Genomic DNA, 21,123 nt, shown 5'->3' with positions numbered 1-21,123 from the left:
ATGAAAATCGCTTCACCATTGAAACCACGCGCGCCGCGCCCCATCTAAGACGCATACCCAAATGCGCAGGTGCCCCATGAGCGACCAGCAAGAATTTCCGGATAACACCGATGAGCACTCCGTAGAACACGTCGAAACCGAACACACAGGCGGTACCGAATTGGCCCTGCCCGGCCAGAGCCTGCCGGACAAGGTGTACATCATCCCGATTCATAACCGTCCGTTTTTCCCGGCTCAAGTGCTGCCGGTGATCGTCAATGAAGAACCCTGGGCCGAGACGCTTGAGCTGGTCAGCCAATCTGATCACCACTCTCTGGCACTGTTCTTCATGGACACGCCTCCTGAAGACCCTCGCCATTTCGACACGTCCAGCCTCCCCGAGTACGGCACGCTGGTGAAGGTACACCACGCCAGCCGTGAAAACGGCAAGTTGCAGTTCGTGGCCCAGGGCCTGACCCGCGTGCGCATCCGCACCTGGCTCAAGCATCATCGCCCGCCTTATCTGGTCGAAGTCGAGTACCCGAAAGAACCCAAAGAGCCGACTGACGAAGTCAAGGCCTACGGCATGGCGTTGATCAACGCGATCAAGGAGCTGTTGCCGCTGAATCCGCTCTACAGCGAAGAGCTGAAAAACTACCTCAATCGCTTCAGCCCTAACGACCCGTCGCCGCTGACCGACTTTGCCGCGGCGTTGACCTCGGCCACCGGCAGCGAGCTGCAGGAAGTGCTCGACTGCGTGCCCATGCTCAAACGCATGGAAAAAGTCCTGCCCATGCTGCGCAAGGAAGTCGAAGTCGCACGCCTGCAAAAAGAAATCTCCGCCGAGGTCAATCTCAAGATCGGCGAGCACCAGCGTGAGTTCTTCCTCAAGGAACAACTCAAGGTGATCCAGCAGGAACTGGGGCTGACCAAAGATGATCGCAGCGCGGACATAGAACAGTTCCAGCAACGCCTGGAAGGCAAAACCTTGCCGGCCCAGGCGCGCAAACGCATCGATGACGAAATGAACAAGCTGTCGATCCTTGAAACCGGATCGCCTGAATATGCCGTGACCCGCAATTATCTGGACTGGGCCTCGTCGGTGCCATGGGGGGTGCTGGGGAAGGACAAGCTTGACCTCAAGCATGCGCGCAAAGTCCTCGATGCTCACCACGCGGGGCTGGACGACATTAAAAACCGCATCCTCGAATTCCTCGCCGTGGGGGCTTACAAAGGCTCGGTGAACGGTTCGATTGTGCTGCTGGTGGGGCCGCCCGGTGTGGGCAAGACCAGTGTCGGCAAGTCCATTGCCGAGTCGCTGGGCCGACCGTTCTACCGTTTCAGCGTCGGCGGCATGCGCGACGAGGCCGAGATCAAGGGCCATCGCCGGACTTACATTGGCGCCCAACCGGGCAAGCTGGTGCAGGCACTTAAAGACGTCGAAGTGATGAACCCAGTGATCATGCTCGACGAAATCGACAAGATGGGCCAAAGCTTCCAGGGCGACCCTGCTTCGGCGCTGCTCGAAACCCTGGACCCGGAACAGAACGTCGACTTCCTCGACCACTACCTCGACCTGCGCCTTGACCTGTCGAAAGTGCTGTTTGTCTGCACCGCCAACACGCTGGATTCAATCCCCGGGCCCTTGCTCGACCGGATGGAAGTCATCCGCCTTTCGGGTTACATCACCGAAGAGAAGGTGGCGATTGCCAAGCGTCATCTGTGGCCCAAGCAGCTGGAGAAAGCCGGTGTAGCCAAAGGTAGCCTGAGCATCAGCGACAGCGCTCTGCGCGCGGTGATCGAGGGTTATGCCCGTGAAGCCGGGGTGCGCCAGCTTGAGAAGCAATTGGGCAAGCTGGTGCGTAAAGCCGTGGTCAAGCTCCTGGACGAGCCCAAGTCGGTGATCAAGATCGGCCCCAAAGACCTCGAAGCCTCCCTCGGCATGCCCGTGTTCCGTAACGAGCAAGTGATCGGTGGCACCGGGGTCATTACCGGCCTGGCCTGGACCAGCATGGGCGGTGCAACCTTACCGATCGAAGCGACCCGTATTCACACCCTCAATCGCGGTTTCAAGCTGACCGGGCAATTGGGCGAAGTGATGAAGGAGTCTGCCGAAATCGCTTACAGCTATATCAGCGCCAACCTCAAGCAATTTGGCGGAGACCCGCGATTCTTCGACGAGGCCTTCGTGCACTTGCACGTGCCGGAAGGTGCAACGCCAAAAGACGGCCCGAGTGCGGGTGTCACCATGGCCAGCGCCCTGCTCTCACTGGCACGCAATCAACCACCGAAGAAAGGCATCGCCATGACCGGCGAACTGACCTTGACCGGGCACGTGCTGCCGATTGGTGGCGTGCGCGAAAAGGTGATTGCCGCACGTCGCCAGAAAGTCTTCGAGTTGATCCTGCCCGAATCCAACCGCGGCAACTTTGAAGAACTGCCCGAGTACTTGAAAGAAGGCATCACCGTGCACTTTGCCAAACGCTTTACCGACGTGGCCAAAGTGTTGTTTTAAGCCCGTAACAATAAGCAGATAGCCATTGGTTTGCTCGCGACGGCCCACGCGTCGCGAGCAATCAATCCCTGCCACCGCAACGATTCCCGCCCCTCCCACCCTGTCATTTCTGACAGTAGACACGCCTGGCTTTCCTGCCGTTAATAACCGCCATCCCCAGAGCGATTACGCAAGGAAACAGTCATGCCTCTTCAGCATCCGCTATACGACAATCCGGACATGCTGTGGGCCCCGGATTACGGGCTCGGCAAGTCCAGCCCACGAACGCACGGAGAGCTCAAAGCCACCCTGCTTGACCGGAGCTCGTTCGTCGCAGAGGAGATGACGTTCGCCAGCAGCCACAAAAAAATCATCATCACCGCCGAGAGCGGGAGCTTCGGCGCAAAAGATTACCGGGCCATCAGTTTTACCCTGGCTGTCGATATCGACTCCGGCATCTACCTGTTCAACCCGCAAGATCATGGGCGCGGGCCGATACAGGCCATGTCATATATCGAATGCGTCGAGATGGAAGGCCGGACGTTCTATCACTTGAACCAGGCAGCAGTCGGAACCTTGCATTTAAGCGTGATCGAAAGTTGCTACAGCGCCCGCCTGTTTACCCTTGATGCCCTGGATCACAAGGGCGAATGCCTGGAGGTGTGCGGCGACTTCAAGATCACGCCTCCCCACGCCACGTTCTGTTAGTCAGCGCCTGCTGCAGGCCGCCGACACCTGTCGCCATGCCCCTCATGGGGTATGCTGCGTCCTTGTGTTTGTCTGACCGGAGCCTGCAATGTCCCCCGCACGCCTACTCACCCTGTTCAGCCTCAGCCTGCTGGCGGCCTGCGCGCATGAACCTGCGCACAACATGACCGTTGAAGAACAAAGCGATTGCCCGATACAACTGCATACAGGGCAAAACCTGATCCTGTCATTGCCCAGCAATCCCACCACCGGGTATCGCTGGGCCATTCAGGACTCTGCGGGGGGTGTATTGCGCAGCCTTGGCCCCGAGGTCTATACCAGCAGCGACAACGGGCAATTGCTTGGCAGTGGCGGGCAATCCACCTGGCGCTTCCGGGCATTTGCCGCTGGCAACGGGCGGTTGCGCCTGACCTATCAGCAGCCCTGGGAACCTGAAGCCGAACCGGCACGAACCTTTGACTGCCCGATCACGGTGAACTGACATGGGCTGGCTGATACTCGCCGTCATGGGTGCTGCGGCCTACCTTTATGGCCTGAGCCTGCATGCCACGCTCCTGTGTTTGCTGAGTAAACCGGTGCCGGTGCTGGCTCTGCTCGGCTGGCTGCAGGATGCACCGCCCACGCTCTATCGGCGCTGGATCAGCATTGGCCTGCTGTTTTCCCTGCTCGGCGATATTCTGCTGGCATGGCCCGCGGACCTGTTTGTGTTCGGGCTGGGGGCATTTCTGTTTGCCCATCTGGCCTACCTCAAGGCGTACCTGGTGGACTGTCGCCGGGCCGCCCTGTTGCCGCTGGCACTGGCGCTGATTGCCGGAGGCAGTCTGTTCAGTGTCATGGCCAGCCACGGGCTTGGCGAGTTATTGATCCCCGTCGGCGTCTACGCCCTGGCCATCAGCGCCATGCTCTGGCGCGCCCTGGCCCGACTGACGCCAGGGAGCGGCGTGCCGCGGGCTTCGGCCTGGCTGGCGGCCGCAGGCGCCCTGGCGTTTGTCATCTCGGACAGCCTGATTGGCATCGATCGCTTTGTGCATCCGTTCAGCACTGCGCCGTACCTGATCATCCTCAGCTACTGGCTCGGCCAATGGAGCATTGCCGCCTCAGTGTTTACCCAGAGCAAGCGCTGAACGGTTTATCAGACAGAGCGCGCATCCCGGCGCCAACTTGGCTAAAATGCCGCCCCTTTTGAAATTTCCATCGCCGGAACCGCCGTGAGCAAAGAACCCGACCGTATTTTCGCCCAGCCCCTGGCCCAAGTGCCGGACTTCGCCTTTAACGAAGACGTGGTGCGGGTGTTCCCGGACATGATCAAGCGCTCGGTGCCCGGCTATCCGACCATTGTCGAAAACCTCGGGGTACTGGCGGCTCAGTTCGCCCAGCCCAACAGCGTGCTGTACGACCTGGGCAGTTCTCTGGGTGCCGTCACCCAGGCGCTGCGCAGGCATGTGCGCAGCGAAGGCTGCAAGGTGATTGCAGTCGACAACTCGGCTGCAATGGTTGAACGCTGCCGCGAGTACCTCAACGCCCAAAACTCGATGTTCCAGGAGCTATTGCCGGTCGAGGTCATTGAAGGTGACATTCTGGCGCTGGCATTCGAGCCCGCCTCAGTGGTGGCGTTGAACTTCACCCTGCAATTCATTGCACCCGAGGAGCGCCTGGCGCTGCTGGGCCGCATTCGCCAGTCGTTGCTGCCGGGCGGAGCCCTGATCCTCTCGGAGAAGCTGCGCTTCAGTGATCCTGAAGAACATGCGCTGCTCACCGACCTGCACGTCGCGTTCAAACGCGCCAATGGCTACAGCGATCTCGAGATCGCGCAAAAGCGCAGCGCCATCGAAAACGTCATGAAGCCCGACAGCCTCGAAGAACACTGCGAACGCCTGCTGGCTGCCGGGTTCTCGAAAGTCGTGCCGTGGTTCCAGTGTCTAAACTTTGCCTCGTTGATTGCCTTGCCATGATTGATCTCTCCCCGCTCGCCCGGCGTCTGGCCGGTACCCCACTGGCTGAATGGGCCAACACCCTGCAAGCGCAGCTCGACAGCAAAATGGAGAAAGGTCACGGTGATCTGGAACGCTGGCAGAGCGCACTGAATGCATTGCCCAAGGTCAAGCCGAGCAAGATCGACCTGGTCAATGGCCTGACCCTGGACACCGATTGCGACGATGAAACCCGCGCGCAGATGCGCAGTGCACTGATGGGGCTGTCGCCGTGGCGCAAAGGCCCGTTCGACCTGTTCGGCGTGCATGTCGATACGGAATGGCACTCGGACTGGAAATGGTCACGGGTCGCACCGCATATCGACCTCAAAGGCAAACGCATCCTCGATGTCGGTTGCGGTAACGGCTACTACATGTGGCGCATGCTCGGTGCTGGCGCCCACAGCGTCATCGGCGTCGATCCCAACTGGTTGTTCTTCTGCCAGTTCCAGGCGGTCCAGGGCTTTTTGCAGCAAGAAGCCGCCTGGCACCTGCCCTTCCCGTTTGAAGACCTGCCGCCCAACCTGGAGGGTTTCGACACCGTATTTTCCATGGGCGTGTTCTACCACCGCCGGTCACCGATCGAGCATTTGCTCGCGCTCAAAGACTGCCTGGTCAAAGGCGGCGAACTGGTGCTGGAAACCCTGGTGATTGAAGGTGACGTGAATCAGGTGCTAGTCCCTGAAGACCGTTACGCGCAAATGCGCAACGTGTGGTTCCTGCCCTCGATCCCTGCACTGGAGCGCTGGCTGCGCCGCGCCGGATTCAGCGATGTACGCTGTGTCGACGTGAGCGTCACCACAGTGGAAGAACAACGGGCCACCGAGTGGATGAAATTCCAGTCGCTCAGCGACTACCTCGACCCGAACGACCACAGCAAGACAATCGAAGGCTTGCCGGCCCCGATGCGTGCAGTGATTGTCGCAAAGAAATAAACCACACCTGTCGATACTCTGTTGCCCGTCAAGCACCGCAGCCTTCGTGCCTCGGCAGCAGCCACAGGCATTCGTCGCAGTTGCCGAGCTCAGCGAGGCTACGTCCGGCTGCGTAGCAGTCGTCAATTCAGGTCTATAGGCGGGTCAGGTTTTACGGCCGCTGCGCAGCCGGACGCGGCCTCGTTCTACTCGTCCGCTGCGACAGATTGCGCGCAGGCTGCGGGCTTTAAGGTTTGGCTCGACGCGCCTTGAAGAATTCGCTGAGGATGGCACCGCATTCTTCAGCCAGCACTCCGCCTTCAAACAACACCCGATGATTGAGAAACCCCTGGGTGAAGAACTGCCCCTGACTTTGCACAATTCCCGCCTTGGGCTCCAGGGCGCCGTAGACCACGCGTGCCACCCGTGAATGCACAATCAGGCCCGCACACATGCTGCAAGGCTCCAGCGTCACGTACAGCGTGCTGCCGGGCAGCCGATAATTGCTGGCCGCAGCGGCGGCAGCCCGAATGGCGACCATTTCCGCATGGGCGCTGGGATCACTGCCGCTGATGGGGCAATTAAAGCCCCGTCCGATGATTTCACCGTCTTGCACCAGCACCGCGCCCACCGGCACTTCACCCAGTGCCGCACCTTGAGCGGCCAGGGTCAGTGCTTCGCGCATAAAGTCTTGATCGCGGCTGCGGTCGATGATCCGGGGTTGACGCCCTTGTCGCATCAGGAAACCTCAATAGCGGCCATCAGGCCGGTTTCCATGTGGTCAATCACATGGCAGTGGAACATCCACACGCCGGGATTATCCGCCACCAGCGCCACACGGGCACGCTCGTTTTTACCCAGCAGGTAGGTGTCCGTAAAGTACGGGATGATTTTTTTACGATTGGACGCCAGCACCTTGAAGCTCATGCCGTGCAAATGGATCGGGTGCTGGTACTGGGTCATGTTCTTCAACTCGAAGATGTAGCTCTGCCCCAGCTTGAGCCTGGCGATCGGCCGATCGGCGCATGTCTTGTCCTTGATGTCCCAGGCGACGCCATTGATCTGCCACAGGCTGGGTGGTTGATCCGCGCCCAGATTCGTCGAGACCGAACCGACCCATTCAAAGTTGAAGTTCAGCTTCTCGGCATTGGCCACATCCGGTTCGGCAATCGGGTTGGCCGGTAGCGCGGGCGGCCATTCAGCCGCAGCCTCATTGCTCGCCACCGAGCGCAGCGTGCCCAAGCGTACCGGGCCATCGCGCAGTGACAATTCCTCACCGGCAGCCGGCGCCTTGATCGCCAGGCAGATCCGCATACCCGGGCCAAGCCAGTATTCCTTGCCCAGCGGCCGTGGCTCAATGGGGTTACCGTCCAACGCGTAGATCTTGGCCTCGACACCCGGCATATTCAGGCGATAGGTCAAGGTATTGTCGAGGTTAAGGATCCGCACACGCGTGATCTGCCCGGCAGGCAACTCAATGGTCGGCACATGACGGCCGTTAATCGTCGACAAACGCCCCGCCGTACCGCCACGCGCAGCTTCACGGGTGATGCTGAACGGCATAAAGCCGCCCTCCTCATCCACATGCCAGTTCTTAATGCTCAGCGTGCGCTCATGCTTGAAGCCTGTGGCGTCGCGCTCTTCTACGATCAACGGCCCGACCAGGCCACGCCCCAGCTCTTCACTGCTGTTGACGTGCGGGTGATACCAGAAGCTGCCTGCATCCGGCACCCGGAATTTGTAATCGAAGTACTCACCCGGCAAGACCGGCAACTGCGACACATACGGCACGCCATCCATTTCCAGGGGTAATCGGATACCATGCCAGTGGATCGTGGTCGCAACCGGCAAATGGTTGATAAAGCGCACCCGCAACCATTCGCCCTGCCGAACGCGCAATTCAGTCCCGGGTGCCGAAGGGCCGAAAGCCCAGGCCTGGGTCTGATGACCGGGCACCAGCTCGACATCGAGCGGCGCCGCAATCAGCTCATAATCGTGACCGGCCTGGGCATCGGCCCTCTTGCCCAACCAGTAACGCGAAGCGCCTCCTGCGCCAACACCCACCACTACCAGGCCGGCCAATCCACCGAGTATTTGTCGACGGGTAAAGGACATGGACTCAACTACCTCTCGTATCCGGCGCGGGCGTTAAGCCCGCAAAAGGCGAATACGATACACCCGCAGTTGCGAAACAGTAAGGGCGGGGTGGCGAAGGGCCGCAGTTAACCCCCCCTCGCCCTCGGCATGGCCGATACCCCAGAAACGAAAAAGGCGGTCAACACTGAGTGTTGACCGCCTTTCTGAATCGGGTGTCAGCCGGTTACCCGGCCAGACTTATTCCCACTCAATCGTTGCCGGTGGCTTGCTCGACACGTCGTAGGTGACGCGGGAGATGCCTTCGATCTCATTGATGATTCGACCGCTGACGGTTTCAAGCAGCTCGTAAGGCAGGTGAGCCCAACGCGCTGTCATGAAGTCGATGGTTTCAACGGCACGCAGGGCAACAACCCAAGCGTAACGACGGCCATCGCCTACAACGCCAACCGACTTGACCGGCTGGAACACCACGAATGCCTGGCTGACCTTGTGGTACCAGTCGGCTTTACGCAGTTCTTCGATGAAGATGTGGTCAGCACGACGCAGCAGGTCGGCGTATTCCTTCTTCACTTCACCCAGGATACGAACGCCCAGACCCGGGCCCGGGAACGGGTGACGGTAGACCATGTCGTACGGCAGGCCCAGTTCCAGACCCAGACGACGGACTTCGTCCTTGAACAGCTCACGCAGTGGCTCAACCAGCTTGAGGTTCATTTCGTCCGGCAAGCCACCCACGTTGTGGTGCGACTTGATCACGTGAGCCTTGCCGCTTTTGGCGCCAGCCGACTCGATCACGTCCGGGTAAATGGTGCCCTGGGCCAGGTACTTGATGTTGTCCAGCTTGCAGGATTCGGCATCGAATACGTCGATGAAGGTGCGACCGATGATCTTGCGCTTCTTCTCCGGGTCGCTTTCGCCAGCCAGGTTGTTCAGGAACTGATCAGCCGCGTTGGCGCGAATCACTTTGACGCCCATGTTCTCTGCGAACATGGCCATCACTTGCTCACCTTCGTGCAGTCGCAGCAGACCGTTGTCCACGAATACGCAGGTCAACTGGTCGCCGATGGCCTTGTGCAGCAAGGCAGCCACAACCGAAGAGTCAACGCCGCCGGACAGACCCAGCAAGACGTTGTCGGTACCCACCTGGGCACGAACGCTGGCGATGGCGTCTTCAGCGATTTTCGACGGTGTCCACAGCGCTTCACAGCCGCAGATATCGAGGATAAAGCGCGACAGGATGCGACCACCCTGCTTGGTGTGGGTCACTTCCGGGTGGAACTGCACGCCGTAGTAGCCACGGGCATCGTTGTACATGCCGGCGATCGGGCAGCTCGGGGTGCTGGCGAGGATGCTGAAGTCTGCAGGCATCCTGGTGACCTTGTCACCGTGGCTCATCCACACGTCCAGGCCATACAGGCCGTCAGCGTCGATGTGGTCTTCGATGCCGTCGAGCAGGCGGCTTTTGCCAACCACGTCTACGCGGGCATAACCGAACTCACGCAGCTCGGAGCCTTCAACCTTGCCACCCAGCTGTTCAGCCATGGTCTGCATGCCGTAGCAGATACCGAATACCGGCACGCCCAGATCAAATACAGCTTGTGGCGCGCGCGGGCTATCGGCTTCGTGCACGGATTCCGGGCCGCCAGCGAGAATGATCCCTTTGGGAGCGAACTCGCGAATCGCTGCGTCATCCATGTCGAACGGGTGCAGTTCGCAGTAAACACCGATTTCCCGTACGCGGCGGGCGATCAGTTGGGTGTACTGGGAACCGAAGTCGAGGATCAGGATACGGTGAGCGTGAATGTCGAGGGCCATGACAAAATCTCGATTAATTTCAGAAACGACACGGGGCTGATAAAAACAGCCCCGGTGACTTAATTCGTTCGCACCCGGCTTGACCCGGGTGCGATCACTATCAACCTACGCGATAGTTTGGAGCTTCCTTGGTGATCTGCACGTCGTGGACGTGGGATTCAGCCATGCCAGCGCCGGTGATGCGCACGAACTCGGGCTGGGTACGCATTTGCTCGATATCGGCACTGCCGGTGTAGCCCATCGAGGAACGCAGACCGCCCATCAGTTGGTGCACAATCGCGGTCAGCGAGCCTTTGTACGGCACGCGACCTTCGATGCCTTCCGGCACCAGCTTCTCGGCACCCGCAGAGGAGTCCTGGAAGTAACGGTCGGAGGAACCCTGGGATTGCGACATCGCACCCAGCGAACCCATACCGCGGTAAGCCTTGTACGAACGGCCCTGGAACAGCTCGATCTCGCCCGGGGCTTCTTCAGTACCGGCAAACATCGAACCCATCATGACGCAAGAAGCGCCAGCCACGATGGCCTTGGACAAGTCACCCGAGAAACGGATGCCGCCGTCAGCGATCAACGGTACGCCTGTGCCCTCAAGGGCAGCGGCTACATTGGCAATCGCGCTGATCTGAGGAACGCCGACACCCGCAACAATACGCGTGGTGCAGATCGAACCCGGACCGATACCGACCTTGACGGCATCGGCACCGGCTTCGGCCAGCGCCTTGGCAGCAGCGCCAGTCGCGATATTGCCGCCGATCACCTGAACGTCAGGGAAGGTCTGCTTGACCCAGCGAACGCGGTCGATCACGCCTTTGGAGTGACCGTGAGCAGTGTCGACAACCACCACATCAACGCCGGCAGCCACGAGGGCGGCCACACGATCAGCCGTGTCCTTGCCGGTACCGACCGCAGCGCCTACGCGCAGACGACCTTGGTCGTCCTTGCTGGCCAGCGGGTAAGCCTTGGCTTTTTCGATGTCGTTGACGGTCATCATGCCTTTGAGGGCGAAATTGTCGTCGACGATCAGTACGCGCTCGATACGGTGCTTGTGCAACAGCTCGCGGGCTTCGTCCTTGTCAGCGCCTTCCTTGACCGTGACCAGACGTTCTTTAGGCGTCATCACTTCACGTACGGTGGCTTCCAGACGGTTTTCGAAACGCACGTCACGGGACGTCACGATGCCGACCAGGTCGCCATTGTGCAGTACAGGTACGCCGGAGATGTTGTGCAGGCGGGTCAGTTCGAACAATTCACGTACCGTGGCATCAGCCTCGATCGTGATCGGTTCCTTGACGACACCGGCTTCGTAACGCTTGACCTTGCGAACTTCGTGAGCTTGCTGCTCGATGGTCATGTTCTTGTGGATGATGCCGATACCGCCTTCCTGAGCCATGGCGATTGCCAGACGGGCTTCAGTTACGGTGTCCATTGCAGCGGAAACCAGCGGAATATTCAGTTCAATGCCACGGGTCAAACGAGTCTTGAGGCTGACTTCGTTCGGGAGAACCTCGGAATAACCGGGGACGAGAAGGATGTCATCGAATGTGAGTGCTTCTTGGCTGATACGCAGCATCGCTGGGGCTCCCGAGCGGGAAAATGGAAGCGCGCCATTGTACTCAAAACCCTCGCACGTCTCAACGGAAACCTTTAGAGAGTTTTGCGCTAAGGGCTAAGCATTTATTGACCCGAAAGGCAGTTTTGCCTTTTCACAACTCAACCTTGACCCACGCCACCGGCTGATCGAGCCAATCGGCGAATTCATCGAGAAACGCCTGCTTGAAACCCGCCTCAGCCCAGTTATTAAAGATAAAACCCAAGTTGGAGAATGCACAGGGCTGCAAAAACAGAAAACCGTTGATGTCATCTTCATGGGTGCACAACGGGCAAATGAAATTATCGGTTCGCCCCGGCATCCATTCTTCCAGGCTGTCGAACAGCGCCTCACCGACTTCCTGGCGGCATTCGGCGCAGCCTGCTTCCTCAAGAAACCCCTTGGCCGGCGTATAGATGCAACGTTTTGTGATGATCTCCAGGCCATTGACCGGTTCACCAAATGGCAACGCCTCGGGGTACAACACCACGTTTGCGGCGCCCGGAGCAATCGCGTGAGCCATATGGCTACCGCCACGCCCGCAGGTACTCAGCTCTTCCTCAATGATGTTCTTGCGGACCAGCCAGCGCACAATCGCACGCGCTCGCGGCTCATGAACCGGCAAGGTGGAAATTTTCGGAACGATGATGCTTTGCGAATTCATGGGTACGGCACATGTAATGGAGAACGGGTATTGATGCCCTAGCCGCTGTCGAGGGCTAGCAGGCCGGGGCGACCTGAAGGCATGGGGCGCAGCATAAAGCCTCACCCCCTCAGGTCAAGCACTCAAATAACGTGCAATCAAGGCAACACCGCTGGCCAGCACCAGCCATGTCACCAGCCGCACAAAGGCCTCTCTGGACAGTTTGTGTGTCACCCTACGGCCGATCCACAAGCCCAATGCCATCGCAGGTAACAGACAAACGGCCAATAGCAGCAGAGCGCCGTCAGCATACACCCCCGCAATCACGAACAGGCTCAAGCGCACCACTGTGCTGCAACTGATCAGGGCGCTTTGCGTCGCGCGCGCAGCCTCCTTGGGCAACCGGGCATTGAGGTAGAGGGCGTACAGAAAGCCGCCGCTGCCAAACATCGCGCCAAACAGGCCACCCACCACACCGGTCGGGATCGACCAGCCTGCAGCCACCTGCGTCGGCCGGACTTTCAGTGCCAGGCTATACAGCGCGTAGGCACTGATAAAAATGCCCATCAACAGCAACAACAGATCGGACTTGAGGTTCAGCAAAAACATCACTCCCGCTATACATCCGAGCGCCATGCACGGCAACAAGCGCAGCAGCTCGGGGCGCGCCACATCGCGTCGGGCCGGCAACCAATTGCCAAAGGCCGCCACAAAGTCCAGCAACACCAGCAAGGGGATGATTTTCGACAACGGCAGGCACAGGATCAAAATCGGCCCGGCCACCAGCGCCGTACCAAAACCTGCGACACCAAATACGATATAAGCCAGCGCAATGCCCAGCTCAATCAACAACCATTCACTACCGGTAAACGGTAAGACATTCATCACATCAAGCAAATCCATGGTTTACGTCCCTGTCATCAGTGCGCGACTTTAACCAGACAGGTGCAGTCGAAACAATCCGCCCTTATGATGGCCCGCATGATTAAAGACCCCTTTGCAAGACTCAACCTCGACCGAGAAGTCCTGACCGTCAGCCAGCTCAACGGCCGTGCGCGGGTATTGCTCGAAGACGTGTTCAGCAACATCTGGGTGGAGGGCGAAATTTCCAACCTCGCCCGCCCGGCGTCCGGCCACGTGTATTTCACCCTCAAGGACAGCGGCGCCCAGGTGCGATGCGCCTTGTTCCGCAACAATGCGGCCCGGGTGCGCCAGGCCCTTAAAGATGGCCTCGCGGTCAAGGTGCGGGGCAAGGTCTCGCTGTTTGAAGGCCGTGGCGATTATCAGCTGATCCTCGATACCGTGGAACCTGCCGGGGACGGCGCCTTGCGCCTGGCCTTCGATGCACTGAAAGAAAAACTCAGTGCCGAAGGGCTGTTCAGCGCCGAACGCAAAGTGCCCCTTCCCGCTCATCCGCAGCGCATCGGGATCATCAGTTCGCCGACAGGGGCCGTTATTCGCGACATTATCAGCGTATTTCGGCGTCGCGCCCCCCAAGTGGAATTGACACTCATCCCCACTGCAGTCCAAGGCAGAGAGGCCACAACGCAAATCGTGCGTGCTCTGAAACTGGCTGATGCACGCGGTTTCGACGCGCTGATCCTGGCCCGTGGCGGCGGTTCGCTGGAAGACCTCTGGTGCTTTAACGAAGAAGCCGTGGCCCGGGCGGTAGATGCCTGCGTCACACCAATCGTGAGCGCCGTCGGCCATGAAACCGACGTTTCCATCAGCGACTTCGTGGCGGATGTCCGGGCCCCGACCCCTTCGGCCGCGGCCGAGTTGCTGGCACCCGACTCAAGTGATCTGCAACACCGTATCGAGAGCCTGCATCGCCGCTTGGTGATGCGCATGCGCGACCGGCTGATGCGCGACCGCTTGCGTCTCGATGGCCTGGCCCGCCGCCTGCGTCACCCCGGCGAACGGCTGCGCCAGCAAGCCCAGCGCCTGGATGACCTGGACATGCGCATGCGGCGTGCCTTTGAACGCAGCCTCAATACCCGACGCGAGCGTTTGATCCGCCTTGAAACCCGCCTTGCCGGCCAGCACCCGGGGCGTCAACTGGCGTTATTGCGCCAACGCCTGGACAGCCTCGCCGAGCGTCTGCCACGCGCCATGCGTGAAGGCCTGAAAGCCCGTCGCCTGCAGTTGCAAAGCCACATGCAAACCCTGCATGTGGTCAGCCCGCTGGCCACGCTGGGCCGGGGCTATAGCATTCTGCTCGACGACCGCGGCAACGCCATTCGCAGCGCCGGGCAAACCCGCACGGGCCAACGCTTGACCGCCCGACTGGGTGAAGGCGAGTTGCAAGTCCGGGTCGAAGACAATCACCTGACACCCGTCACCCTCTCTTTGCTGGATTGACCTCTTTTCTGGATAAGCTGATGCCGCGTTTTTTCTGCACCTTGTTATTGCTTTGCCTGACAGCCAACGCCAACGCGGCTGACAGTTACATCACCCGCCTGCTGAACAAGCCGGTCCCCGGAGGCGTCGCTGTGATTGAACTGGGCACAGGCGCCCAAGCCCCCAAGGCCACCTATGACGGCAAGCCGGTGCTGGTGGTGAAAGAACAAGAAACATGGCGGGCGATTGTCGGTATCCCGTTGACGGTAAAGCCGGGCAGCCAGCAGCGCATCACGGCTGATGGCCGCCAGTTGGCCTTCGCGGTGGTCAACAAAAAGTACCCCGAACAGCACATCGCCTTGAAAAACAAGCGCCAGGTCAACCCCAATCCCGCAGACCTGAAGCGCATCGAGAACGAGCTGGCCGTGCAAATCAAGGCCTACCGTACGTTCAGCCCGAATACCCCGAGCAACCTGCTGCTCGACAAACCGGTCAACGGGCCGCTCTCGAGCAAGTTCGGCGTGCGCCGCTTCTTCAATGGAGAGGAGCGTAACCCCCATGCTGGCCTGGACTTCGCGGTACCTGCTGGCACTCCGGTCAAAACCCCGGCAGCAGGCAAAGTGATCCTGATCGGCAACTATTTCTTCAACGGCAATACCGTATTTGTCGACCATGGCCAGGGCTTCATCAGCATGTTTTGCCACTTGTCGAAAATCGACACCCAGGTCGGCCAGCAACTGGCACGCGGTGCAGTGGTCGGCAAAGTCGGTTCGACGGGACGCGCTACCGGCCCGCACATGCACTGGAATGTCAGCCTGAATGATGCACGGGTCGATCCGGCTATTTTCATTGGTGCCTTCCAGCCTTAAAGCAACCCTCTCCAAGGATGAATGCGTGCAGCACCCGGCACGCGCCATCCTTGGCAGTAGCGCAAAACTTGATAACTTTATTCTCAGTCTGCGCGATTAAAACTCGAATATTCCTTATATTCGAGCAGTCCTCTCAATATTTTCCGGGTGCTTGCCATCTTTCAGTCCAGTGGTTAGGGTTGAAGTCATGAAAACACCCCACACACTCATCCTGCTCCGACAACATCGCAGCCTTTGCCTCGTCAGCGCACGACTGCAAAGCTAATCGCGGTGCCTCGTCTCCCCTGCTTTGTATTTTTCGGCTAGCCACTCAGTTCCGGCTCGCACAATAAGGATTGCCTGATGACCATGCTCAAAGACCCTTCTTCCAAATACCGTGCCTTTCCGGTCATTGATTTGCCTGACCGCACCTGGCCTTCAAAAACCATCACGAGCGCGCCGATCTGGTGCAGCTCCGATTTGCGCGACGGCAACCAGTCGCTGATCGAGCCGATGGACGCGGTGAAGAAGCTGCGTTTCTGGAAGACGCTGGTGAGCGTGGGCGTCAAGGAAATCGAGGCATCGTTCCCGGCAGCGTCGCAAACCGACTTCGACTTCGTGCGCACCTTGATTGAAGACGGTCACATCCCGGACGACACTACCATTCAAGTGTTGACCCAAGGCCGTGAAGACCTGATCGCACGGACCTTTGAATCGTTGCGTGGCGCCAAAAAAGCCATCGTCCACCTGTACAACGCCACTTGCCCGGCTTTCCGTCGCATCGTATTCAACCAGGACAAGGACGGGATCAAGGAAATTGCCGTAAGCGCAGCCAAGCTGTTCGTCAAATACGCCGCTCAGCAGCCAGAAACCCAGTGGACATTCGAATATTCGCCAGAAACCTTCAGCGCCACTGAGCTGGAATTCGCCAAGGAAGTGTGTGACGCCGTGATCGAGGTCTGGAACCCGACACCCGAGCACAAAATGATCCTCAACCTGCCGGCTACCGTTGAGTGCGCAACACCGAACATCTATGCCGACCAGATCGAATGGTTCAGCCGTAATATCAATCGCCGCGACAGCGTACTCATCAGCCTGCACACCCACAACGACCGTGGCACCGGCGTAGCCGCCACCGAGCTGGGCCTGATGGCCGGTGCCGACCGTGTCGAGGGCTGCCTGTTTGGCAACGGCGAACGTACCGGTAACGTCGATCTCGTCACCGTTGCACTGAACATGTACACCCAGGGCCTGGACCCGCAACTGGACTTCTCCGATATCGACGGCGTGCGCAAGGTCGTCGAGGAGTGCAACCAGATTCCGGTTCACCCACGTCACCCATACGTCGGCGACCTGGTTCACACTGCATTCTCTGGCTCGCACCAGGATGCAATCCGCAAAGGCTTCGCTCAGCAAAAACCCGACGCCCTGTGGGAAGTGCCGTATTTGCCAATCGACCCGGCCGATATCGGTCGCAGCTATGAAGCGGTCATTCGGGTTAACAGCCAGTCCGGCAAAGGCGGCATCGCATACCTGCTGGAGCAGGAGTACGGCATCAGCCTGCCGCGCCGCATGCAGATCGAATTCAGCCAGGTGGTTCAACGCGAAACCGACCGTCTGGGCCTGGAGATGACCGCACAGCAAATCCACAGCTTGCTGCACAGCGAGTACTTGCAAGCCAACACACCTTACGCGTTGGTCAGCCATCGCCTGCAGGAAGAGAACGGTCATAGCGCCGTTGAAGTGGAAGTGTCGGCCAAGGGTGGCGGCGAGACCAACCTGCGCTGGAACGGCAAAGGCAACGGCGCCCTGGAGGCTCTGGTGGCAGGCCTGCCGGTCAAGGCCGAGATCATGGACTACAACGAACATGCCATCGGCTCAGGCACTAATGCCAAGGCCGCGGCCTACATCGAACTGCGCGTGAACGGTGAACGCGCCGTACACGGTGTAGGGATCGATGAAAACATCACCACGGCCAGCTTCAAGGCCTTGTTCAGCGCCTTGAACCGCTCGCTGAGCGAGACGGAAGCTAAAGCCGCGTAAGCCTGGCCCGATACACAAAAACCCCCAAGGTGAGAGCCTTGGGGGGTTTTTATTGACACTGTGCAGCCGCCGCAGGAGCGAGGCTACGGCTACCTCAATAATCAATGCAGCTCAAAATCGTCCGCATCCAGGTACGCCGGGAAACGCTCACGATAGGCGCCCAGGTCAGCGGCACTGAGGCTCATGGTGAATACACCATCCGCCTCACCGGCACTGAGCAGCGACTCGCCCTGAAAGTCAAAAATATGGCTGTCACCCGTGTAGACCAAGCCTTTGCCATCAGTCCCCACCCGATTGACTGCAGCGACGTAGCACAGGTTCTCAATGGCCCGCGCAGGCAACAACCGGTTCCAGTGCAAGCGGCGCGCACCCGGCCAGTTAGCCGTGTACAGCAGCAAATCTGTGTCGTGCGCGTCGCAACTCCAGACCGGGAAGCGCAGGTCGTAGCAAATCAGCGGCCGAATGCGCCAACCCTTCACTTCGAACTGAACCTGACGTTCGCCCGGGGTAAAGTGCTCATGCTCACCCGCCATGCGGAACAAGTGGCGCTTGTCGTAGTGCAACACCTCACCATCAGGACGAGCCCACAACAGCCGGTTGCGATGGCTGCCATCGGCTGCCAGCACAATCACGCTGCCAGTGACCACTGCATCGAGCTTTTTGGCCTGAGCCTGCAACCACTTGCTGGTGGGACCATTTTCAGGTTCGGCCAGGTTTTTTGACTCCATGCTAAAGCCGGTGGTGAACATCTCTGGCAAAACCACCAGGTCTGCACCCTTTGTCTGCTCAAGCAGCTCATCAAAATGCGCAAAATTCGCCTGACGGTCATGCCAGGCCAGCGTGGTCTGCACCAGCGCTACGGTCAAATCGGGTAAAGCACTTAAATCACGCATAGTTTTCCTGCCGCTTCACGCAGCGTCTCCTCGCGTTTTGCAAAACACAGACGAACCAGCCGCTGCCCTTCGGGCGGGGTCTGGTAGAAGACCGAAACCGGAATAGTCGCCACACCATGCTCTCGGGTCATCCACATGGCCATGTCGACATCATTGAGGTCCGGACGAATAAGGGAGTAATCAACCAACTGGAAATAAGTCCCTGCCACCGGCTTGAAGGTAAACCGCGACGGGCCCAGCAAATCACAGAACAAATCACGCTTGGCCTGATAAAAGGCCGGTAGCTCTTCGACGTGCTCGGGATGAGCCTGCATAAAGTCCGCCAGCGCATACTGCAACGGCGTTACGCCGCAAAAACTGACGTACTGGTGAACCTTGCGCAGCTCGGCTGTCAGCGCTGGCGGAGCGACCACATAACCGGTTTTCCAGCCCGTAACGTGGTAAGTCTTGCCGAAAGAGCTGACAACGAAAGCACGATGATACAACTCAGGATGAGCCAAAACACTGACATGAGACACGCCGTCGTACACCAGATGCTCATACACCTCATCACTGATGAGGTAGATATCACGGTCAGCGATCAGCCTGGCCAATTGATCCAGCTCGTTACGACTGATCAACGCACCGCTTGGGTTGTGCGGGCTATTGAGAATGATCATTCGAGTGCGCGGACTCAGCGCGTCCTCGAGTTTTTGCCAGTCAATGGCAAAGTCGTCCTGACCCAGTTGCACATGCACGCAACGCCCACCCGCCAGCTCCACCGAAGGCTCATAGCTGTCGTAGCAGGGGTCAAACACAATGACCTCATCACCGGCGTGAATCACCGCCTGAATCGCACAGAAGATCGCCTGGGTCGCCCCCGGGGTGATGGTCACCTCGGTGTCGGCATTGACCTGCACCCCATAACTGCGGGCGATTTTGGCTGAAACTTGCTGGCGCAATACAGGCAATCCGGTCATGGGCGAATACTGGTTGTGCCCACTGGCAATGTGATGGCCTACCGCATCACGCAACGCTTGGGGACCATCGAAGTCAGGAAACCCTTGAGACAAGTTGAGTGCGCCAGTTTCAGTCGCAAGCTGCGACATGCGCGTGAAAATGGTGGTGCCTACGTTAGGCAACTTGCTGGTAATCATGGCCACTTCCTGATGAATTCCCGGCGCTGACTACGGCACAGGATCTTTCGAGGATAGCCCAAACGTCAGACACGAAAAAGGGCCGTTTCCGGCCCTTTTTCAGTGCGACGAGACAATGCGCTCTTAGCGTTTGTCTTTACGCTTCTTCTCGGCTTTCTTGTGGTGCGACATCATGCGGCGCTTCTTGTTGACCTGACGGTCGGTGAGCGAATTCTTGTTGGCTTCGTACGGGTTCTCGCCACCTTTGAACTCGATGCGGATCGGCGTACCGACCAGCTTCAAGACACGACGGTAGGTGTTTTCGAGATAACGGACGTAAGACTTCGGAACCTTCTCAACCTGGTTACCGTGGATCACGATAATCGGCGGGTTGGCGCCACCCAAGTGGGCATAGCGCAGCTTGATCCGACGGTTGTTCACCATCGGCGGTGCGTGCTCGCCAACCGCATCTTCAAGAATCTGGGTCAGACGGTTGGTCGGCCAGCGGGTAACCGCCGACTTGAAGGAGTTCTGCACCGATTGGTACAAGTTGCCTACGCCAGTTCCGTGCAGGGCCGAGATAAAGTGAATATCGGCGAAGTCGACGAAGAACAACCGGCGTTGCAACTCGGTTTTCACATAATCGCGCTCGCTCGGGACCATGCCGTCCCACTTGTTGATCGCGATGACCAGAGCACGACCGGCCTCCAGCGCAAAGCCCAACAGGTTGAGGTCGTGGTCAACCACGCCTTCACGGGCATCCATCACAAAGATCACCACGTTGGCGTCCTTGATGGCTTGCAGGGTTTTGACCACGGAGAACTTTTCAACTTCTTCGTGGATCTTGCCGCGCTTGCGCACACCGGCAGTGTCGATCAGCGTGTACTTCTCGTCGTTACGCTCGAACGGGATGTAGATACTGTCGCGGGTGGTACCTGGCTGGTCGTACACGATGACACGGTCTTCACCGAGCATGCGGTTGACCAGTGTCGATTTGCCCACGTTCGGGCGACCGATGATGGCAATCTTGATGCCGTCTTTTTCACTCGGGCCAGGAATGCGCTTGGCTTCCTCACCTTCGAGAACAACTTCAGCTTCGCCTTCTTCGGCATCATCTTCGTCGCGCGGGAAATCGCCCAGGGCAATTTCCAGCAACTGGGTGATACCCCGGCCATGAGCACCAGCGATAGGAATCGCGTCACCCATGCCCAGCGGAGCAAACTCTGCACGTGCCATGTCCGGGTCGATGTTGTCGACCTTGTTGGCCACAACGTACGAACGCTTGTTACGTTTGCGAAGGTGTTCGCCGATCATCTGGTCAGCGGCAGTGAAACCCGCTTTTGCATCTACCAGGAACAGAACGACGTCAGCTTCTTCGATGGCCAGCAGCGACTGCTCAGCCATCTTTTCGTCCATACCATGCTCGTCACCGGAGATACCGCCGGTGTCGACCAGAATGTAGGAACGCCCTTGCCACTTGGCCTCACCGTATTGGCGATCACGGGTCAGACCGGACAAGTCGCCGACAATGGCGTCACGAGTCCTGGTCAGGCGGTTGAACAAGGTGGACTTGCCGACGTTTGGTCGGCCCACCAGGGCGATTACGGGAACCATGCGGCTCTCCACTTCGTTATTTCAGAAAATACAAAAGCCGCTGCAAGGCAGCGGCCAGAGTT

Annotated in this window: 18 protein-coding genes; 9 read left to right on the top strand and 9 right to left on the bottom strand. The window is 58.9% G+C overall.

Annotated features, from left to right (window positions below; genetic code table 11):
- The first annotated feature begins 76 nt into the window (after positions 1–76).
- From lon to cmoB, 6 genes are all read left to right on the top strand, one after another.
- Positions 77–2,494 (top strand): endopeptidase La, encoded by a 2,418-nt coding sequence (gene lon / locus DQN55_RS04695; RefSeq protein ID WP_048378070.1) that lies wholly within the window; start codon positions 77–79, stop codon positions 2,492–2,494.
- 183 nt (positions 2,495–2,677) lie between these two features.
- Positions 2,678–3,181 (top strand): hypothetical protein, encoded by a 504-nt coding sequence (locus DQN55_RS04690; RefSeq protein ID WP_048378071.1) that lies wholly within the window; start codon positions 2,678–2,680, stop codon positions 3,179–3,181.
- Between the two features lie 88 nt (positions 3,182–3,269).
- Complete coding sequence (locus tag DQN55_RS04685) at positions 3,270–3,662, top strand: protease inhibitor I42 family protein (protein WP_048378072.1); 393 nt, start codon at positions 3,270–3,272, stop codon at positions 3,660–3,662.
- Position 3,663: 1 nt separating this feature from the next.
- Positions 3,664–4,305 (top strand): lysoplasmalogenase, encoded by a 642-nt coding sequence (locus DQN55_RS04680; protein ID WP_048378073.1) that lies wholly within the window; start codon positions 3,664–3,666, stop codon positions 4,303–4,305.
- Between the two features lie 84 nt (positions 4,306–4,389).
- Positions 4,390–5,133 carry a carboxy-S-adenosyl-L-methionine synthase CmoA gene (gene cmoA, locus DQN55_RS04675; RefSeq protein WP_048378074.1) on the top strand — a complete coding sequence of 248 codons (744 nt, stop codon included), beginning with the start codon at positions 4,390–4,392 and terminating at the stop codon, positions 5,131–5,133.
- The gene (gene cmoB, locus DQN55_RS04670; protein ID WP_048378075.1) at positions 5,130–6,086 is read left to right on the top strand and encodes a tRNA 5-methoxyuridine(34)/uridine 5-oxyacetic acid(34) synthase CmoB; all 957 of its coding nucleotides are present in this window, start codon (positions 5,130–5,132) and stop codon (positions 6,084–6,086) included. The genes cmoA and cmoB overlap by 4 nt, the downstream gene beginning before the upstream one ends.
- 226 nt (positions 6,087–6,312) lie before the next feature.
- Here the strand turns inward: cmoB and tadA are convergent, their stop codons facing one another.
- The 6 genes from tadA to DQN55_RS04640 all read right to left on the bottom strand — a co-directional run bounded on the left by tadA (position 6,313) and on the right by DQN55_RS04640 (position 13,111).
- Entirely contained in the window at positions 6,313–6,804 is a 492-nt protein-coding gene (gene tadA / locus DQN55_RS04665; RefSeq protein ID WP_048378076.1) for a tRNA adenosine(34) deaminase TadA, read from the bottom strand.
- Complete coding sequence (locus tag DQN55_RS04660) at positions 6,804–8,180, bottom strand: multicopper oxidase family protein (RefSeq protein WP_048378077.1); 1,377 nt, start codon at positions 8,178–8,180, stop codon at positions 6,804–6,806. The genes tadA and DQN55_RS04660 overlap by 1 nt, the downstream gene beginning before the upstream one ends.
- 219 nt (positions 8,181–8,399) lie before the next feature.
- Positions 8,400–9,977: a glutamine-hydrolyzing GMP synthase gene (guaA, locus tag DQN55_RS04655; RefSeq protein ID WP_048378078.1), complete on the bottom strand. Its 1,578-nt coding sequence runs from the start codon at positions 9,975–9,977 to the stop codon at positions 8,400–8,402.
- Positions 9,978–10,077: 100 nt separating this feature from the next.
- Positions 10,078–11,547: an IMP dehydrogenase gene (gene guaB / locus DQN55_RS04650; protein ID WP_048378079.1), complete on the bottom strand. Its 1,470-nt coding sequence runs from the start codon at positions 11,545–11,547 to the stop codon at positions 10,078–10,080.
- A gap of 133 nt (positions 11,548–11,680) precedes the next feature.
- A complete protein-coding gene (locus DQN55_RS04645; protein WP_048378080.1) occupies positions 11,681–12,229 on the bottom strand; it encodes a hypothetical protein in 549 nt (182 codons plus the stop codon).
- A gap of 114 nt (positions 12,230–12,343) precedes the next feature.
- The gene (locus tag DQN55_RS04640) at positions 12,344–13,111 is read right to left on the bottom strand and encodes a sulfite exporter TauE/SafE family protein (protein WP_048378081.1); all 768 of its coding nucleotides are present in this window, start codon (positions 13,109–13,111) and stop codon (positions 12,344–12,346) included.
- Between the two features lie 78 nt (positions 13,112–13,189).
- On the opposite strand from DQN55_RS04640, the gene xseA reads away from it, so the two are divergent.
- The 3 genes from xseA to leuA all read left to right on the top strand — a co-directional run bounded on the left by xseA (position 13,190) and on the right by leuA (position 17,439).
- Positions 13,190–14,569 carry an exodeoxyribonuclease VII large subunit gene (xseA, locus tag DQN55_RS04635; RefSeq protein WP_048378452.1) on the top strand — a complete coding sequence of 460 codons (1,380 nt, stop codon included), beginning with the start codon at positions 13,190–13,192 and terminating at the stop codon, positions 14,567–14,569.
- Positions 14,570–14,589: 20 nt separating this feature from the next.
- Positions 14,590–15,417, top strand: coding sequence for a M23 family metallopeptidase (locus DQN55_RS04630; protein WP_048378082.1), 828 nt, complete (start codon positions 14,590–14,592; stop codon positions 15,415–15,417).
- A 342-nt stretch (positions 15,418–15,759) separates the two neighbouring features.
- On the top strand, positions 15,760–17,439 hold the full coding sequence (leuA, locus tag DQN55_RS04625) for a 2-isopropylmalate synthase (RefSeq protein WP_048378083.1): 1,680 nt from the start codon (positions 15,760–15,762) through the stop codon (positions 17,437–17,439).
- Between the two features lie 101 nt (positions 17,440–17,540).
- On the opposite strand, the gene DQN55_RS04620 is transcribed toward leuA, so the two are convergent.
- The 3 genes from DQN55_RS04620 to der all read right to left on the bottom strand — a co-directional run bounded on the left by DQN55_RS04620 (position 17,541) and on the right by der (position 21,061).
- A complete protein-coding gene (locus tag DQN55_RS04620) occupies positions 17,541–18,332 on the bottom strand; it encodes an amidohydrolase (RefSeq protein WP_048378084.1) in 792 nt (263 codons plus the stop codon).
- A complete protein-coding gene (locus DQN55_RS04615; RefSeq protein ID WP_048378085.1) occupies positions 18,320–19,468 on the bottom strand; it encodes a pyridoxal phosphate-dependent aminotransferase in 1,149 nt (382 codons plus the stop codon). Before DQN55_RS04615 ends, DQN55_RS04620 begins: the two co-directional genes overlap by 13 nt.
- Positions 19,469–19,591: 123 nt before the next feature.
- Entirely contained in the window at positions 19,592–21,061 is a 1,470-nt protein-coding gene (gene der / locus DQN55_RS04610) for a ribosome biogenesis GTPase Der (protein WP_048378086.1), read from the bottom strand.
- Between the last annotated feature and the right edge of the window lie 62 nt (positions 21,062–21,123).

It is taken from the genome of Pseudomonas taetrolens, assembly GCF_900475285.1.
Classification (GTDB): Bacteria; Pseudomonadota; Gammaproteobacteria; order Pseudomonadales; family Pseudomonadaceae; genus Aquipseudomonas; species Aquipseudomonas taetrolens.
This window is presented reverse-complemented; position numbering and strand designations above follow the sequence as displayed.

What these genes read in the sequence shown, in the direction of transcription:
- lon (WP_048378070.1), top strand. Translation starts at nt 77, where the DNA reads ATGAGCGACCAGCAAGAATTTCCGGATAACACCGATGAGCACTCCGTA.
- DQN55_RS04690 (WP_048378071.1), top strand. Translation starts at nt 2,678, where the DNA reads ATGCCTCTTCAGCATCCGCTATACGACAATCCGGACATGCTGTGGGCC.
- DQN55_RS04685 (WP_048378072.1), top strand. Translation starts at nt 3,270, where the DNA reads ATGTCCCCCGCACGCCTACTCACCCTGTTCAGCCTCAGCCTGCTGGCG.
- DQN55_RS04680 (WP_048378073.1), top strand. Translation starts at nt 3,664, where the DNA reads ATGGGCTGGCTGATACTCGCCGTCATGGGTGCTGCGGCCTACCTTTAT.
- cmoB (WP_048378075.1), top strand. Translation starts at nt 5,130, where the DNA reads ATGATTGATCTCTCCCCGCTCGCCCGGCGTCTGGCCGGTACCCCACTG.
- tadA (WP_048378076.1), bottom strand. Translation starts at nt 6,804, where the DNA reads ATGCGACAAGGGCGTCAACCCCGGATCATCGACCGCAGCCGCGATCAA.
- DQN55_RS04660 (WP_048378077.1), bottom strand. Translation starts at nt 8,180, where the DNA reads ATGTCCTTTACCCGTCGACAAATACTCGGTGGATTGGCCGGCCTGGTA.
- guaA (WP_048378078.1), bottom strand. Translation starts at nt 9,977, where the DNA reads ATGGCCCTCGACATTCACGCTCACCGTATCCTGATCCTCGACTTCGGT.
- guaB (WP_048378079.1), bottom strand. Translation starts at nt 11,547, where the DNA reads ATGCTGCGTATCAGCCAAGAAGCACTCACATTCGATGACATCCTTCTC.
- DQN55_RS04645 (WP_048378080.1), bottom strand. Translation starts at nt 12,229, where the DNA reads ATGAATTCGCAAAGCATCATCGTTCCGAAAATTTCCACCTTGCCGGTT.
- DQN55_RS04640 (WP_048378081.1), bottom strand. Translation starts at nt 13,111, where the DNA reads ATGGATTTGCTTGATGTGATGAATGTCTTACCGTTTACCGGTAGTGAA.
- xseA (WP_048378452.1), top strand. Translation starts at nt 13,190, where the DNA reads ATGATTAAAGACCCCTTTGCAAGACTCAACCTCGACCGAGAAGTCCTG.
- DQN55_RS04630 (WP_048378082.1), top strand. Translation starts at nt 14,590, where the DNA reads ATGCCGCGTTTTTTCTGCACCTTGTTATTGCTTTGCCTGACAGCCAAC.
- leuA (WP_048378083.1), top strand. Translation starts at nt 15,760, where the DNA reads ATGACCATGCTCAAAGACCCTTCTTCCAAATACCGTGCCTTTCCGGTC.
- DQN55_RS04620 (WP_048378084.1), bottom strand. Translation starts at nt 18,332, where the DNA reads ATGCGTGATTTAAGTGCTTTACCCGATTTGACCGTAGCGCTGGTGCAG.
- DQN55_RS04615 (WP_048378085.1), bottom strand. Translation starts at nt 19,468, where the DNA reads ATGATTACCAGCAAGTTGCCTAACGTAGGCACCACCATTTTCACGCGC.
- der (WP_048378086.1), bottom strand. Translation starts at nt 21,061, where the DNA reads ATGGTTCCCGTAATCGCCCTGGTGGGCCGACCAAACGTCGGCAAGTCC.